At 68.1% G+C, this 14,517-nt stretch carries 14 protein-coding genes; all 14 read right to left on the reverse strand.

Features of this window, described 5'->3' with window-relative positions:
• Positions 1 to 36 precede the first annotated feature (36 nt).
• The 14 genes from H7K45_RS16735 to H7K45_RS16800 all read right to left on the reverse strand — a co-directional run bounded on the left by H7K45_RS16735 (position 37) and on the right by H7K45_RS16800 (position 14,516).
• Entirely contained in the window at positions 37 to 1,584 is a 1,548-nt protein-coding gene (locus H7K45_RS16735; protein WP_276070193.1) for an NADH-quinone oxidoreductase subunit M, read from the reverse strand.
• A gap of 5 nt (positions 1,585 to 1,589) precedes the next feature.
• Entirely contained in the window at positions 1,590 to 3,476 is a 1,887-nt protein-coding gene (gene nuoL, locus H7K45_RS16740; RefSeq protein ID WP_263996915.1) for an NADH-quinone oxidoreductase subunit L, read from the reverse strand.
• Positions 3,476 to 3,775 (reverse strand): NADH-quinone oxidoreductase subunit NuoK, encoded by a 300-nt coding sequence (gene nuoK, locus H7K45_RS16745; RefSeq protein WP_056555671.1) that lies wholly within the window; start codon positions 3,773 to 3,775, stop codon positions 3,476 to 3,478. Before nuoK ends, nuoL begins: the two co-directional genes overlap by 1 nt.
• The gene (locus H7K45_RS16750; RefSeq protein ID WP_263996916.1) at positions 3,772 to 4,533 is read right to left on the reverse strand and encodes an NADH-quinone oxidoreductase subunit J; all 762 of its coding nucleotides are present in this window, start codon (positions 4,531 to 4,533) and stop codon (positions 3,772 to 3,774) included. Before H7K45_RS16750 ends, nuoK begins: the two co-directional genes overlap by 4 nt.
• Complete coding sequence (gene nuoI, locus H7K45_RS16755; protein ID WP_263996917.1) at positions 4,530 to 5,102, reverse strand: NADH-quinone oxidoreductase subunit NuoI; 573 nt, start codon at positions 5,100 to 5,102, stop codon at positions 4,530 to 4,532. Before nuoI ends, H7K45_RS16750 begins: the two co-directional genes overlap by 4 nt.
• Positions 5,095 to 6,327, reverse strand: a complete 1,233-nt coding sequence (gene nuoH, locus H7K45_RS16760; RefSeq protein WP_263996918.1) for an NADH-quinone oxidoreductase subunit NuoH — start codon at positions 6,325 to 6,327, stop codon at positions 5,095 to 5,097. Before nuoH ends, nuoI begins: the two co-directional genes overlap by 8 nt.
• A complete protein-coding gene (locus H7K45_RS16765) occupies positions 6,324 to 8,720 on the reverse strand; it encodes an NADH-quinone oxidoreductase subunit G (RefSeq protein WP_263996919.1) in 2,397 nt (798 codons plus the stop codon). The genes nuoH and H7K45_RS16765 overlap by 4 nt, the downstream gene beginning before the upstream one ends.
• Positions 8,717 to 10,063 (reverse strand): NADH-quinone oxidoreductase subunit NuoF, encoded by a 1,347-nt coding sequence (gene nuoF, locus H7K45_RS16770; protein ID WP_263996920.1) that lies wholly within the window; start codon positions 10,061 to 10,063, stop codon positions 8,717 to 8,719. Before nuoF ends, H7K45_RS16765 begins: the two co-directional genes overlap by 4 nt.
• Positions 10,060 to 10,917 (reverse strand): NADH-quinone oxidoreductase subunit NuoE, encoded by an 858-nt coding sequence (gene nuoE / locus H7K45_RS16775; RefSeq protein WP_263996921.1) that lies wholly within the window; start codon positions 10,915 to 10,917, stop codon positions 10,060 to 10,062. The genes nuoF and nuoE overlap by 4 nt, the downstream gene beginning before the upstream one ends.
• Before the next feature lie 52 nt (positions 10,918 to 10,969).
• On the reverse strand, positions 10,970 to 12,286 hold the full coding sequence (gene nuoD / locus H7K45_RS16780) for an NADH dehydrogenase (quinone) subunit D (protein ID WP_263996922.1): 1,317 nt from the start codon (positions 12,284 to 12,286) through the stop codon (positions 10,970 to 10,972).
• Positions 12,286 to 12,957 carry an NADH-quinone oxidoreductase subunit C gene (locus H7K45_RS16785; RefSeq protein ID WP_263996923.1) on the reverse strand — a complete coding sequence of 224 codons (672 nt, stop codon included), beginning with the start codon at positions 12,955 to 12,957 and terminating at the stop codon, positions 12,286 to 12,288. Before H7K45_RS16785 ends, nuoD begins: the two co-directional genes overlap by 1 nt.
• Complete coding sequence (locus H7K45_RS16790) at positions 12,954 to 13,511, reverse strand: NuoB/complex I 20 kDa subunit family protein (RefSeq protein WP_056555646.1); 558 nt, start codon at positions 13,509 to 13,511, stop codon at positions 12,954 to 12,956. Before H7K45_RS16790 ends, H7K45_RS16785 begins: the two co-directional genes overlap by 4 nt.
• 6 nt (positions 13,512 to 13,517) lie before the next feature.
• Positions 13,518 to 13,892 (reverse strand): NADH-quinone oxidoreductase subunit A, encoded by a 375-nt coding sequence (locus tag H7K45_RS16795; RefSeq protein ID WP_263996924.1) that lies wholly within the window; start codon positions 13,890 to 13,892, stop codon positions 13,518 to 13,520.
• Positions 13,893 to 14,063: 171 nt separating this feature from the next.
• Complete coding sequence (locus tag H7K45_RS16800) at positions 14,064 to 14,516, reverse strand: Rv3143 family two-component system response regulator (protein WP_276069901.1); 453 nt, start codon at positions 14,514 to 14,516, stop codon at positions 14,064 to 14,066.
• Position 14,517 lies beyond the last annotated feature (1 nt).

Below are 14,517 nucleotides of genomic sequence, written 5' to 3' on the forward strand. Positions count from 1 at the left end.
AGACCAGTCCGTACTCGACGGTGGGTGGGGTGATCGTCACTGGTCGGGTCTCCCTTCGGCGACGCGGGGCGCCGGGTCCTGCTGGCCGATGGTCGTCAGCGTGTGACCGACGGCGGGGTCGACGACGTCTAGGACCGGCTTCGGGTAGATGCCCAGCACCAACAGCAGAGCGATCAGCGGCGCCACCACCAGCAGCTCGCGCGGCACCAGATCCCGCAGCGTCTCGTTGTCCACCGCGACGGGTCCGGTCATCATGCGCTGATACATCCAGAGGATGTAGATCGCGGACAGCACCAGCGCCGACGACGCCAGGACCGCTAGGGCGGGATAGGTGGTGAACGTGCCAAGCAGGACCAGGAATTCACTGATGAACGGTGCGAGCCCGGGCAGCGACAGCGTCGCCAAACCGGCGACGAGGAACGTGCCGGCCAGCACGGGTGCCACCTTCTGCACCCCTCCGAAGGCGGCGATGGCCCGACTTCCCCTGCGGGAGACCAGGAATCCGGCGATCAGGAACAGCGCGGCCGTCGAGATGCCGTGGTTGACCATGTAGAGCGTCGACCCGGTTTGCCCCTGGGTCGTCATCACGAAGATGCCAAGGATGATGAAACCGAAGTGCGAAATCGACGTGTAGGAGATCAGCCGCATCACGTCGGTCTGCCCGATCGCCACGATGGCGCCGTAGACGATGCCGATCACCGCGAGCGTGATGACGAACGGCCGGAACGTCGTCGACGCGTCGGGAAACAGTTGCAGGCAGTACCGAAGCATGCCGAAGGTGCCGACCTTGTCGACCACGGCCATCATCAAGACCGCCGTCGCGGGTGTGGACTCCACGGCCGCATCGGGTAGCCACCGGTGGAACGGCCACAGCGGCGCCTTGACCGCGAAGGCGAACATGAACCCGAGGAACAGGGCGTTGAGCACCGCAGGGTCGACGTTCAGCGACCCGTTCGCCACCGCCGCCACGATCGCCCGGAAGTCGAACGTGCCCGTGGGGAAGGCGTCGCTCTTGGCGGTCACCACGTACAGCCCGATGACCGCGGCGAGCATGATGAGACCGCCGAAGAGGTTGTACAGCAGGAACTTCACGGCCGCGGCCGACCGGTGCGCACCCCCGAAGCCACCGATGAGGAAGTACATCGGGATCAGCATCGCCTCGAAGAACACGTAGAACAGAAGCACGTCCAGCGCCGTCAGCGAGATCAGGACCATGCCTTCGACGGCCAGGATCAGCGCCAGATACGCGTGCGCTGACCTGCCGTGGTCACCGGCGTCGTTCCAACCGGCGACGATGAGCAGCGGCACCAGGACGGCGGTGAGCACGACCAGTGCCAGTGCGATGCCGTCGAGACCGAGGATGTACCCCGTCCCGAACGACGGGATCCAGGCGTGGTCCTCGACGAATTGATATTGGGCACCCGCGGGGTCGAACGTGACGGCCAGCAGCACCGTGATCGCCAAGACGACCAGCGACAGCACCAGCGCCAGATACTTCGCGAGATGCCGTGCGGCAGCGGGCAACAGGATCACCACGGCGGCACCGACCATCGGCACTGCCCACAGCATCGTCAGCCACGGCATGCCGTTCACCAGACCCTCACCGCCAGAATCGCGGCGACCACCAGGGCGGCGCCACCGAGCATGGACAACGCATACGAGCGCGCGAAGCCGGTCTGCACCTGCCGCAACCGCTGCGACGCGCCGCCGACGAGGGCGCCGAGACCGCGGGACACGTCGTCGATGCCGTCGTCGTCGATCTCGACGAGACCCCTGGTCAGCACCTGGCCGCCGCGCATCAGGACATCCTCGTTGAACGCGTCTCCGTAGAGGTCGCGGCGGGCGGCGACGGTCAACGCGGAGACGTTCTGCGGCGCGACTTCTGGTATGGCGCGGGTGGCGTACAGCCGGTAGGCGACGGCGATGCCCACGGCCACCACGACGAGCGTCACGGTCGTCATCAGCCACACCGGAATGGCGTGTGCCGCTTCGGGGTGCGCGCCGACGACGGGCTCGAGCCAGTGCTCGAGGGTGCCCCCGACGGCCAGCAGTGCACCGGCGCCGACCGATCCGACCGCGAGGACGATCATGGGGATGGTCATGCTGGCCGGGGACTCGTGGGGACGATTGTGGGCCGCCCAGCGCCGCTCCCCGAAGAACGTCATCAGCATGACCCGGGTCATGTAGAACGCCGTGATGCCGGCCCCCAGCAGAGTGGCTCCGCCGAGCAGGATGCCCGTGACACCGCCTGCGGCGAACGCGGTTTCGATGATGGCGTCTTTGGAGAAGAATCCGGCGAACGGCGGCACGCCGATGATCGCGAGATAGCCGAGGCCGAAGGTGACGAACGTGATCGGCATGACCGTGCGCAGCCCGCCGTAGCGCCGCATGTCGGTCTCGTCGTCCATGCCGTGCATCACCGATCCGGCGCCGAGGAACAGCCCGGCCTTGAAGAAACCGTGGGTCAGCAGGTGCATGATCGCGATGGCGTACCCGGCCGGTCCGAGGCCGGCGGCGAGCACCATGTAGCCGATCTGGCTCATCGTCGACGCGGCGAGCGCCTTCTTGATGTCGTCCTTCGCGCAGCCGATGACGGCGCCGAACAGCAGGGTGACCGCACCGACGATGACTACGCCGAGGCGCGCGTCGGGGGCCGAGTCGTAGATGGGCCCGGAGCGCACGATGAGGTACACGCCGGCCGTCACCATCGTGGCGGCGTGGATGAGCGCCGACACCGGCGTCGGACCCTCCATCGCGTCGCCGAGCCACGACTGCAGCGGCACCTGGGCGGACTTGCCACAGGCGGCCAGCAGGAGCAGCAGGCCGATGGCCGTCACGGCTCCGTGCGACAGCTGACCCGCGCCGGAGAACACGCCCTCGTAGGACACGGTGCCCAGGTTGGCGAACATCACCATGAGGGCAAGGGCCAACCCGATGTCACCGACCCGGTTGACGACGAAGGCCTTCTTGGCGGCAGTGGCGGCCGACGGTTTGTGCTGCCAGAATCCGATCAGCAGATAGGACGCCAATCCGACGCCCTCCCAACCCATGTAGAGGCCGAGGTAGTTGTCGGCCAGCACGAGGAGGAGCATCGCCGAGACGAAGAGGTTCAGGTAGGCAAAGAACCGCCTGCGCTCGGGATCGTGCGCCATGTACCCCACGGAATAGAGGTGGATCAGAAAGCCCACACCCGTGATCAGCAGCACGAAACACACCGACAGCTGGTCGAGTTGCAACCCGAAGTCCACCCGCAACTGCCCAACGGGCACCCAGGTGAAGAGATGCTCGTGGACGCCGCGATCCTCGGCGGGTACGTCGAGCAGGCCGACGAACAGGACGACGCCGAGCACGAAGGAACCCAGCACCGTCGCGCAGCCCAGCAGATGCCCCCACGCGTCGGTGGCCTTGCCGCCCAGCAGGAGGACGCCCGCGCCGAGCAGTGGCAGCGCGATGAGCAGCCAGACGGGGGCCATCACTAGTGCCTCAACAGGTTCGCGCCGTCGACCGAGGCGGACTGTCTGGCCCGGAAGATGGTCATGATGATGGCCAGCCCGACCACGACCTCACAGGCCGCGACGACCATGGTGAAGAACGCGACGACCTGACCGTCGAGGTGACCGTGCATCCGGGAGAACGTCACGAAGGCCAGGTTGGCGGCGTTGAGCATCAGCTCGACGCACATGAACATCACGATGGCGTTGCGCCGCAACAGTACTCCCGCCGCACCGATGGTGAACAGCATCGCCGACAGGTAGAGGTAGTTCGCCGGGTTCACGAGGCCGCTCCGTTCTTCGACGCCATGGTGCGCGGCGGCAGGATGCCGCTGACCGAGGTCGCGGCGTCGGAGCCGTCGGGCAGTCGAGCCGCCACGTCGACCGCATTGTGTCGCGCGTAGACACCGGGATTGGGCATTGGTGTGGGGTGACCGCCGGGGGCGAAGCGCTCGGTGGCGAGTTCGCGCTGGGTCTTGCGGCGGTCGATGCGCTCGCGGTGGGTCAGCACCATGGCTGCCACGGTCGCGGTGATCAGCAGCGCACTGGTCAGCTCGAACGCCCAGAGGTAGCGGACGAAGATCAACGCGGCCAAGCCGTCGACGTTGCCTCCGGCATTCGCCTGGGCCAGCCCCGTGAACCCGGTGGCCGAGACGTTGCCGACGCCGGCGATGATCAGGATGCCGAACGCCGCACCCGCGCCGATTGCCGCGAAGCGTTGTCCGCGAATGGTTTCCACCAGGGAGTCGGCGGAGTCGACGCCGATCAGCATCAGGACGAACAGGAACAGCATCATCACCGCGCCGGTGTAGACCACGATCTGCACGACGCCGAGGAACAGGGCGTCCTGGGCGATGTAGAGGACGGCCAGCACGATCATGGTGAGCGCCAGGAAGATCGCCGAGTAGACCGCCTTGGGGGCCGCGACCACGGCGACCGCACCCAGCACCGCGAGGGTGCCCAGCACCCAGAAGGTGACGGCCTCCGTCGTCGAGGTGCGGTAGACGGTGTCGGCGGCGAGGAGGACGACGTCGTGGGTCATAGGACGGCGTCCCGGGACTTCAGTGTCGGCATGCCAAGCGGGGTGGCCAGGCCGTCGGACCGGATGTTGCCTCGGTAGTAGTCCTCGTCGGTGCTGCCGGGCGCCATGGCGTGCGGCGGGGCCGTCATGTCGGGTGTGAGCGGTGCGAGCAGCTTGGCCTTGCCGTAGATCAGGTCGGCGCGGTTGTCGTCGGCCATCTCGTAGTCGTTGGTCATGGTCAGCGCACGGGTGGGGCAGGCCTCGATGCACAGGCCGCAGCCGATGCACCGCAGATAGTTGATCTGGTAGACGCGGCCGTATCGTTCGCCGGGGGAGAAGCGCTCCGCCTCGGTGTTGTCGGCTCCCTCGACGAAGATCGCGTCGGCCGGGCACGCCCAGGCGCAGAGTTCGCACCCGATGCACTTCTCGAGGCCGTCCTCGTAGCGGTTGAGCTGATGCCGGCCGTGGTAGCGCTTGGCCGTCGGCCCGGGTTTCTCCGGGTACTGCTCGGTGACCGGCTTCTTGAACATCGTCGTGAACGTGACGGCGAAACCGGCGAGGGCGTCGACGAGGTGGGGCCGCTTAGGCATCGGCGGGCTCCTTCGCGGGGATGGGTGGCACGGGGAAGGCCCCCGGTGCCGTCGACGGCGGATCGGCGAGGCGCTGGGCTCGGGTTCGCTTGTATCGCAACGTCCGCCACAGGTAGACCAGGAGCAGCAGGGCGAGGAAGGCACCGGTCGAGACGAGGACGACGACGAGGTCGCCGTACCCCTCGTTGCGCAGTGTGCGCACCACGGCGACCGTCATGATCCAGCCCAGCGAGATCGGAATGAGGATCTTCCACCCCAGCCCCATGAACTGGTCGTAGCGCAGTCGCGGCAGAGTCGCCCGCAGCCACATGAACCCGAACATGAACGACCAGACCTTGAGGGTGAACCACAGCAACGGCCACCAGCCGGAGTTGGCGCCGTCGATCATCGTGAACGGCCACGGGGCCTGCCACCCACCGAGGAACAGCGTGGTGGCCAAGGCCGCGACGGTGGTCATGTTGACGTACTCGGCGAGCATGAACATCGCGAATTTGAGCGAGGAGTACTCGGTGTGGAAGCCGCCGACCAGTTCGCCCTCTGCCTCTGGCAGGTCGAAGGGCGCTCGGTTGGTCTCGCCGACCATGGAGACGGCGTAGATCAGGAAGGACGGCAGCAGCAGGAAGACGAACCACAGCCCCTGCTGCTTGGCCACGATCTCCGAGGTGGACATGGTGCCCGCGTAGAGGAAGACCGCGGCGAAGCACAACGCCATGGCAATTTCGTAGGAGATCACCTGGGCGCTGGAGCGCAGCCCGCCCAGCAGGGGATAGGTCGAGCCGGATGCCCAGCCCGCCAACACGATTCCGTAGACGCCGATCGACGTCACCGCGAGCACGTAGAGCACCGCGACGGGCAGATCGGTCAGCTGCAGGGCGGTGCGCGTGCCGAAGACGCTCACCAGACCGCCCATCGGGATCACCGCGAACGCCATGAATGCGGGGATGACGGCGATGACCGGCGCCGCCAGGTAGATCGGCTTGTCGACCCCGGCGGGGATGAGGCCTTCCTTGAGCGCGAGCTTGACCCCGTCGGCCAGGCTCTGAAGCAACCCGAAGGGGCCAACGCGGTTGGGGCCGAAGCGCATCTGCATGCGGCCGAGGATCTTGCGCTCCAGCAGGATGGCGACGAGCACGGTGAGCAACAGGAACACGAAGATGCCCAGTGACTTGGCCACCACGAGCCACCATGGGTCGTGACCAAAGGAACTCAGGTCGGGATAGGTCACGGCTGCCCGCCTCCGGCCGTGACGTCCACCGTCGCTCCTGGCGCGACGCCCAACGTCGCGTTCACCTGCGAGCCAACCGAATTGAGTGGCAGCCAGACCACCCCGTCGGCCATCTCCGTCACCGCCAGGGGCAGCGTCACCGCTCCCCGGTCGGTGGTGACGGTGACCGGTTGGCCGTCACGGGCACCGATGTCCGCCGCGGTCGAGGGCGACAATCGCGCCACCGGTGTCCTCGCCGTACCCGCCAGGTGCGGTTCGCCGTCCTGCAGGCGGCCGGCGTCGAGCAGCATTCGCCAGCCCGCCAGCACCGCCCGCCCGGGCTGTGGGACCGACGGCCGGGGGACGGGCACGCTCGGGGCCGCGGTCGGTGCGCCCTCCCAACTGCCGACGCGTTGAATCTCGGCGCGGGCCTCGGCGGCGTCGCGCAGACCCAGGTGCACGCCGACCTCCTCGGCCAAGGCGGCCAGGACGCGGGAGTCCGGAGTCGCATTGGGCGGCAGGGCGGGTTCGAAGGACCGTGCGCGGCCCTCCCACGTGACGAACGTGCCGGACTTCTCGGTCACCGGCGCCACGGGGAACACGACGTCGGCGCGTTCGGTGACGGCGCTGTGCCGCAGTTCGAGGCTGACGACGAACGGGGCGGCGTCGACCGCGGCAAGGGCGGCGGCCGGATCGGGCAGGTCGGCGATCTCCACACCGGCGACGAGCAGTGCATCCAGCGAGCCGTCGGCGGCGGCGGCGAGGATGCCCGCCGTGTCGCGGCCAGGCTCGGCGGGAAGCTCGTCGACGTGCCACGCCGCGGCCATCTCGGTGCGTGCGGCGGGGTTGGCGATCGGGCGGCCACCGGGCAGGAGATGCGGTGCCGCACCGGCTTCCAGGGCGCCACGCTCGCCGGCACGACGCGGGACCCATCCGATCCGGGCGCCCGTGCGGTCGGCGAGCCGCAACACCGCGGAGTACGCCCCGGGTGCCGTGGCCAGCCGTTCGCCGACCAGCACCACCGTGCCGGCGTCGACGCCGTCGCCGAGCGCGTCGAGAACGGCGGCCTCGTCGCCCGGGACGGTGGTGACGAGGGCCCCGTTCATCTTCTGCAGCCCCCGGGTGGCGAACGGCGCGATCGAGGTGACCCGCACACCACGCTTGCGCGCCGCCTTGCGCAGCCTCAGATAGACGATCGGCGATTCCTCTTCGGGCTCCAAGCCGACCAGCAGCACCGACGACGCGGCGTCGAGATCGGCGTAGGTAACCGACATCGGGCGCCCGGCGACGGCGGCGGCCAGGAAGTCGGCCTCCTCCGCCGAGTGTGCGCGACTGCGGAAGTCGACGTCGTTGGTCCCCAGGACGATTCGGGCGAACTTGGAGTAGGCCCAGGCGTCCTCCAGGGTCAGCCGCCCGCCGACCAGGACCCCGGTGCGCGGGCCCGCCGTGGTCAGCCCGCGGACGGCGACGGCGACGGCCTCCGACCACGACGCCGGGCGCTGGCTGCCGTCGGCCTCCCGGATCAGGGGAGTCGCGATGCGGTCACCCTGGATGGCGTAGGTGAACGCCCAGCGCCCCTTGTCGCAGTTCCATTCCTCGTTGACCGTCGGGTCGTCGCCGGCGAGGCGGCGCAGCACTCGGCCGCGTCGGTGATCGGTGCGTTGTGCGCACCCCGAGGCGCAGTGCTCGCAGACGCTGGGGGTCGACACCAGGTCGAAGGGCCGGGCGCGGAACCGGTAGGCGGTTCCGGTCAGCGCGCCCACCGGGCAGATCTGAACGGTGTTGCCCGAGAAGTAGGAGTCAAAGGCCGCCGCGTCATCTCCCGCGCCGATGCCCACCTGTTGGAGAGCGCCCCGCTCGAGGAGTTCGATGAACGGGTCGCCGGCGATCTGGTTGGAGAATCGCGTGCAGCGCGCGCACAGCACGCAGCGTTCACGGTCCAGCAGCACCTGGGTGGACAGGTTGATCGGCTTGGGAAAGGTGCGCTTGACGTCGGTGAAGCGAGTGTCGGCCTGGCCGTTGGACATTGCCTGGTTTTGCAAGGGGCACTCACCGCCCTTGTCGCAGACCGGACAGTCCAGCGGATGGTTGATCAGCAGCAGCTCCATCACGCCGTGCTGCGCCTTGTCGGCCGCCTCCGACGTCAGCTGCGTGCGGACCACCATGTCCGGGGTGACGGTGATGGTGCACGACGCCATCGGCTTGCGCTGGCCCTCGACCTCGACGAGACACTGCCGGCAGGCGCCGACGGGGTCGAGCAACGGGTGATCGCAGAACCGGGGGATCTGAATGCCCATCAACTCGGCAGCACGAATCACCAAGGTGCCCTTGGGAACGCTGATCTGGTGATCGTCGATCGTCAGCGACACCATCTCGACGTCGGTGGTGCCTTTGGTGGGCTCGGCCAGCGTCATACGCCCACTCCTTCCGGTGCGGCCAGCATCGAGGCGTACGGGTCGAAGGGGCACCCGCCCTCGAGGTGCGCGACGTACTCCTCGCGGAAGTACTTGAGCGAGGACATGATCGGGCTCGCCGCGCCGTCACCGAGTGCGCAGAACGACTTGCCGAGGATGGCGTCGGCGATGTCGAGGAGCTTGTCGACGTCGTCGGCCCGCCCGGTCCCGTTCTCCAGTCGCTCGTAGATCTGCGCCAGCCAGTAGGTGCCCTCGCGGCACGGTGTGCACTTGCCGCAGGACTCGTGGGCGTAGAACTGCGTCCACCGCCGCACCGCCCGGACGACGCACACCGTCTCGTCGAAGATCTGGAGTGCCTTGGTGCCCAGCATCGAGCCTGCCGCGGCCACGTTCTCGTAGTCCAAGGGCACGTCGAGGTGTTCGGAGGTGAAGAGCGGCGTCGACGACCCACCGGGCGTCCAGAACTTGAGCTCGTGGCCGGCCCGTACCCCGCCGGCGTAGTCGAGTAGTTCCCTTAGCGTGATGCCAAGGGGGGCCTCGTATTGACCCGGTGTGGTGACGTGTCCTGACAGCGAGTACATCGTGAAGCCCGGCGACTTCTCCGAGCCCATCGACTTGAACCAGTCGACCCCGCCGCGGATCACGGCCGGCACGCTCGCGATCGACTCGACGTTGTTGACCACCGTCGGGCATGCGTACAGGCCCGCCACGGCGGGGAACGGTGGCCGCAGTCGCGGTTGTCCACGCCGACCCTCCAGGGAGTCCAGCAGCGCCGTCTCCTCACCGCAGATGTAGGCGCCCGCACCGGCGTGCACCACCAGGTCCAGATCGAAGCCGGAGCCCAGGATGTCGGTGCCGAGCAACCCGGCCTCGTAGGCCTCCGCGACGGCAGCCTGCAGCCGTCGTAGCACCGGCAGCACCTCACCGCGGACGTAGACGAAGGCGTGTCGGGCCCGGATGGCGTAGGCCGCGATGATGGCGCCCTCGACGAGCACGTGCGGCGTCGCCATCATCAGCGGAATGTCCTTGCACGTGCCCGGTTCGGACTCGTCGGCGTTGACCACCAAATAGTGCGGCTTCGCCGCCGCACCCTCGGTGCCCTGCGCCGTCTGGTCGCTCCGCGGGCTCCGCTCCTGTGGAATGAACGACCACTTCTGCCCCGTCGGGAAGCCCGCACCCCCGCGACCCCGCAACCCGGAGTCCTTGACCAGGGCGATGACGTCGTCGGGCGCCATGTCGAGCACCCGGTCCAACGCCTGGTAGCCGTCGTGGCGTCGGTAGGAGTCCAGCGTCCATGACGACGGCTCGTCCCAATGGCGGCTCAGCACCGGTGTCAGCGTCACGAGCGTACCCCGTTCGTCGGTGGCAGATCGGCCTGCGGGCCGGGGGCCGGCTCGTCGCGGACGGCCTGCTCGGTCAGGGCCTCGTCGTCGGGTCCCGTTGCGGTGGAACGGGATTCCTCGGGGTGGGGCGCCGACATGTCGTGTTCTCGCGCGTAACGCAGCCCCGCCAGGGTGGCGTCGCCCGCGGTGGGCCCGTCGTTGGCGCCTGGCCGCTGGTCGACGAACCCGGCCAGGATGCGTGAGGTCTCGCGGAACGAGCACGGCGTGCCGCCGCGGGTGGCTTTCACCGGCGTGCCCGAGCGGAGGTCGTCGACGAGGTTGCGCGCCGATGCGGGGGTCTGATCGTCGAAGAACTCCCAGTTGACCATGATCACCGGCGCGTAGTCGCACGCCGCGTTGCACTCGAGATGTTCGAGGGTCACCTTCCCGTCGGCGGTGGTCTGGCCGGCGTGCAGGTCGAGATGCTCTTCGAGCACCTCGAGGATCGCGTCGCCGCCCATCACGGCGCACAGGGTGTTGGTGCAGACCCCGACCAGATAGTCCCCGGTGGGGGTGCGCCGGTACATCGAGTAGAACGTCGCGACGGCGGTCACCTCGGCCGGGCTGAGGTTCAATCGCGATGCGCAAAAGGCGATTCCGGCCGGGGTGAGGTAACCGTCCTCGGACTGCACCAGGTGCAGCAGCGGCAGCAGTGCCGACCTCGGCTCGGGGTAGCGCGCCAGGATGCGGGCGGCGTCGACGGCCAACCGCTCCGTCGTCTCGGCCGGATAGCTCAGCGGGCCACGGGAAATGGGTGGCCCCGGCTCGTCGGGCCGGGGGCCGAGGTGCAGATCGACGAGTGTCACCTGTGCCATCTCCTCTTCGCGCGAGCGCTCAGGGGCCGCATGTTCTTCGCGCAAGCGCTCATCACCGGTCCACGCCGCCCATCACCGGGTCGATCGACGCCACCGCCGCGATCGCGTCCGCCACCATCCCGCCCTCGCACATCGCGGCCACCGCCTGCAGATTGGTGAACGACGGATCCCGGTAGTGCACGCGGTAGGGCCGGGTGCCGCCGTCGGAGACCATGTGCACGCCCAGCTCGCCCCGCGGCGACTCGACGGCGACGTAGACCTGGCCCGCCGGGACCCGGATGCCCTCGGTCACCAACTTGAAGTGGTGGATGAGGGCCTCCATCGAGCCGCCCATGATCTTGGCGATGTGGTCGGGTGAGTTGCCGAGCCCGTCGGGGCCGAGCTCGAGGTGGGCCGGCCAGGCCAGCTTCTTGTTCGTGATCATCACGGGTCCGGGCTTCAAGCGAGCCACGCACTGTTCGACGATCTTCAGCGACTCGCGCATCTCCCGGACGCGAATCATGTAGCGGCCGTACGCATCGCACTCGTCGGTGGTGATGACGTCGAAGTCGTAGGTCTCATAGCCGCAGTACGGTTGCGCGCGGCGTAGGTCGTGGGGAAGACCGGTGGAGCGCAGGCACGGCCCGGTGACGCCAAGCGCCATGCAGCCGGTGAGGTCGAGGTATCCGATGCCCTGTGTGCGGGCCTTCCAGATGTAGTTCTCGTTCAACAGGTCTTCGAGATCGGCGAGCTTGGCTGGCATCGTCCGCAGCAGTTCCTCGAGCAGTGGCATGGCCTCGTCCGGCAGGTCGGCGGCCAGCCCGCCGGGGCGGATGTAGGCGTGGTTCATCCGCAGCCCGGTGATGGTCTCGAATACCGACAGCACCTGCTCGCGGCCGAGGAAACCGAAGAACATCGCGGACATCGCGCCCAGTTCCATCCCGCCGGTGGCCAGTGCCACCAGGTGGCTGGAGATCCGGTTGAGCTCCATCAGCATGACCCTGATGACGCTGGCGCGTTCGGGGATCTCGTCGGTGACGTCGAGCAGCTTCTCCACCCCGAGGCAATACGCCGCCTCGTTGAAGAACGGCGACAGGTAGTCCATCCGCGTCACGAACGTGACGCCCTGCGTCCAATTGCGGAACTCGAGGTTCTTCTCGATCCCGGTGTGCAGGTAGCCGATTCCGCAGCGGATCTCGGTAATGGTCTCGCCCTCGATCTCCAGGATCAGCCGGAGGACGCCGTGGGTCGACGGGTGTTGCGGCCCCATGTTGACGACGATGCGCTCACCGGCGACGGCCCCGTCGCGCGCGGCGTCGACCACGTCCTGCCAGTCTTCACCGCCCACCGTGACGACTGTCTCCTGAGGCGGGTTCGTGGGGGGTGTCATCAGTTGTAGGACCTCCGCTGGTCGGGCGGTTGGATCTCGGCTCCGTGGTACTCCACGGGGATGCCACCCAGCGGATAGTCCTTGCGCTGCGGGTGGCCCACCCAGTCGTCGGGCATCTCGATGCGGGTGAGGGACGGGTGCCCGTCGAAGATGACGCCGAAGAAGTCGTAGGTCTCGCGTTCGTGCCAGTCCGTCGTCGGATACACCGAAAACAGCGATGGCACATGGGGATCGGCATCTGGGGCGGCGACCTCGACCCGGATCCGCCGGTTGTGGGTGATCGACATCAGCGGATACACCGCATGCAACTCGCGGTCGACGTCGGCCGGGTAGTGCACACCCGAGACGCCCAGGCACAGTTCGAATCGCAGGGCGGCGTCGTCGCGTAGAGCTTGGGCGACGGCCACGAGGTGTTCGCGCCGCACGTCGAGGGTCAGCTCGCCGCGGAACACCACGACGCGCTCGACGGCCGCGGCGAAGACGTCGTCACCAAGGGCGGCGGCCAACGCGTCGACCACGTCGTCGAAGTAGCCGCCGTAGGGACGCGGCGAACCGCCCGGCAGCGCCACCTCGCGCACCAGCCTGCCGTAGCCGGAGGTGTCGCCGCTGCCCTTGACGCCGAACATGCCGCGGCGCTGGCCGATCTTCTCGGGCCCGTCGGCTGCCGTCATGACCGCAGCAGCCCCTTGAGTTCGATCGTCGGCCGGGAGGCCAAGGCCGCCTCCTCGGCGGCGGCGATGGCTTCCGCCCGGTTGACGCCCAGCGGCATCTCCTGAATCTTGGCGTGCAACATCAAGATCGCGTTGAGCAGCATCTCCGGCCGTGGTGGGCAGCCCGGCAGGTAGATGTCGACCGGGACGACGTGGTCGACGCCCTGAACGATCGCGTAGTTGTTGAACATCCCTCCCGAGGAGGCGCAGACCCCCATCGCCAGAACCCATTTCGGCTCGGCCATCTGGTCGTAGACCTGTCTCAGGACCGGGGCCATCTTCTGACTGACCCGGCCGGCCACGATCATCAGATCGGCCTGGCGGGGCGTCGCCGAGAACCGTTCCATGCCAAAGCGGGCAATGTCGAAGCGCGGGCCGGCGGTGGCCATCATCTCGATGGCGCAGCACGCCAGCCCGAACGTCGCGGGCCACAACGATCCCTTGCGGACGTAACCGGCAACCTTCTCCAGCGTCGAGAGCAGAATGCCGCCGGGCAGTTGTTCTTCGAGTCCCATGTCGAATCAGTCCCAGCTCAGCCCGCCGCGCCGCCACACGTAGGCGTACGCGACGAAGACCGTCAGCATGAACAGGAGCATCTCCACGACGGCGAAGGTGCCGAGTGAGTCGAAGGCCACCGCCCACGGGTAGAGGAAGACGATTTCGATGTCGAAGACGATGAACAGCATCGCGGTGAGGTAGTACTTCACCGGGAATCGTTGTCCGGTCTGCAGGTCACCGGGTGAACCCGGCGCGACGGGTTCGATACCGCATTCGTAGGCCTCGAGTTTGGCCCGGTTGTAGCGCCGCGGCCCGATGAGCACCGCGATTCCGACCGATCCGACCGCGAAGAGCGCCGCGATGGCGCCGAGAACCAGGATGGGCAGGTAGGCATTCATACAGCGGTGTCGCTCCCTCGTTGGGCCGTCGATGTGAGCTACGACACAGCTTAGTCTCGTCAACCGCCGAGGTGGCGCATTTTGGATAGGATCCGATCTATCGGCGGCGCACCGATGGCTCCAACGGCCATGATCGCGAGATCCCAATGGCGCCAGCCTTTTTCATGTGCGTTAGCTGGGCGCGGGCCGCAGCAGGGCCGCGACGGCCTCCCCGAGTCGGATCGGGTCCACGGGATGCGTCACCGCCGCCTCGGCCCGAGACCACGACGCCAGCCACGCGTCGTCCGGGCGACCCGTCAGCACCAGGATCGGCGGGCAGTTCGCCACCTCGTCCTTGAGTTGCTTGGCCAGCCCTAGACCGCCGGTCGGGCTGGCCTCACCGTCCAGGATGGCCAAGTCGACGCCGCCCCGGTCCACGTTCGCCACGACGACGGGCGCAGTGGCCACGTCTAGGTACTCGAGTTCGGGAAGGTCGGGGTGTACTCGCGTGCCGAGAGCGCTGCGCACCTGTTCGCGAGTGCGTGCGTTGTCGCTGTAGACCAGGATCTTCAGGGGCGCGTCGGGCACGCTGCCGATGCTACGGCCGGGCACCCCGCGCGCGGCGCGAATACGCCTTCGCCGCATG

This window comes from Mycobacterium yunnanensis (genome assembly GCF_025823185.1).
In the GTDB taxonomy this organism is placed as follows: Bacteria; Actinomycetota; Actinomycetes; order Mycobacteriales; family Mycobacteriaceae; genus Mycobacterium; species Mycobacterium yunnanensis.

Bases quoted from the DNA above. Each gene is read 5' to 3' on its own strand.
- H7K45_RS16735 (WP_276070193.1), bottom strand. From the start codon at position 1,584: ATGCCGTGGCTGACGATGCTGTGGGCAGTGCCGATGGTCGGTGCCGCC.
- H7K45_RS16750 (WP_263996916.1), bottom strand. From the start codon at position 4,533: ATGACCCACGACGTCGTCCTCCTCGCCGCCGACACCGTCTACCGCACC.
- nuoI (WP_263996917.1), bottom strand. From the start codon at position 5,102: ATGCCTAAGCGGCCCCACCTCGTCGACGCCCTCGCCGGTTTCGCCGTC.
- H7K45_RS16765 (WP_263996919.1), bottom strand. From the start codon at position 8,720: ATGACGCTGGCCGAGCCCACCAAAGGCACCACCGACGTCGAGATGGTG.
- nuoE (WP_263996921.1), bottom strand. From the start codon at position 10,917: ATGGCACAGGTGACACTCGTCGATCTGCACCTCGGCCCCCGGCCCGAC.
- nuoD (WP_263996922.1), bottom strand. From the start codon at position 12,286: ATGACACCCCCCACGAACCCGCCTCAGGAGACAGTCGTCACGGTGGGC.
- H7K45_RS16785 (WP_263996923.1), bottom strand. From the start codon at position 12,957: ATGACGGCAGCCGACGGGCCCGAGAAGATCGGCCAGCGCCGCGGCATG.
- H7K45_RS16790 (WP_056555646.1), bottom strand. From the start codon at position 13,511: ATGGGACTCGAAGAACAACTGCCCGGCGGCATTCTGCTCTCGACGCTG.
- H7K45_RS16795 (WP_263996924.1), bottom strand. From the start codon at position 13,892: ATGAATGCCTACCTGCCCATCCTGGTTCTCGGCGCCATCGCGGCGCTC.
- H7K45_RS16800 (WP_276069901.1), bottom strand. From the start codon at position 14,516: ATGCGGCGAAGGCGTATTCGCGCCGCGCGCGGGGTGCCCGGCCGTAGC.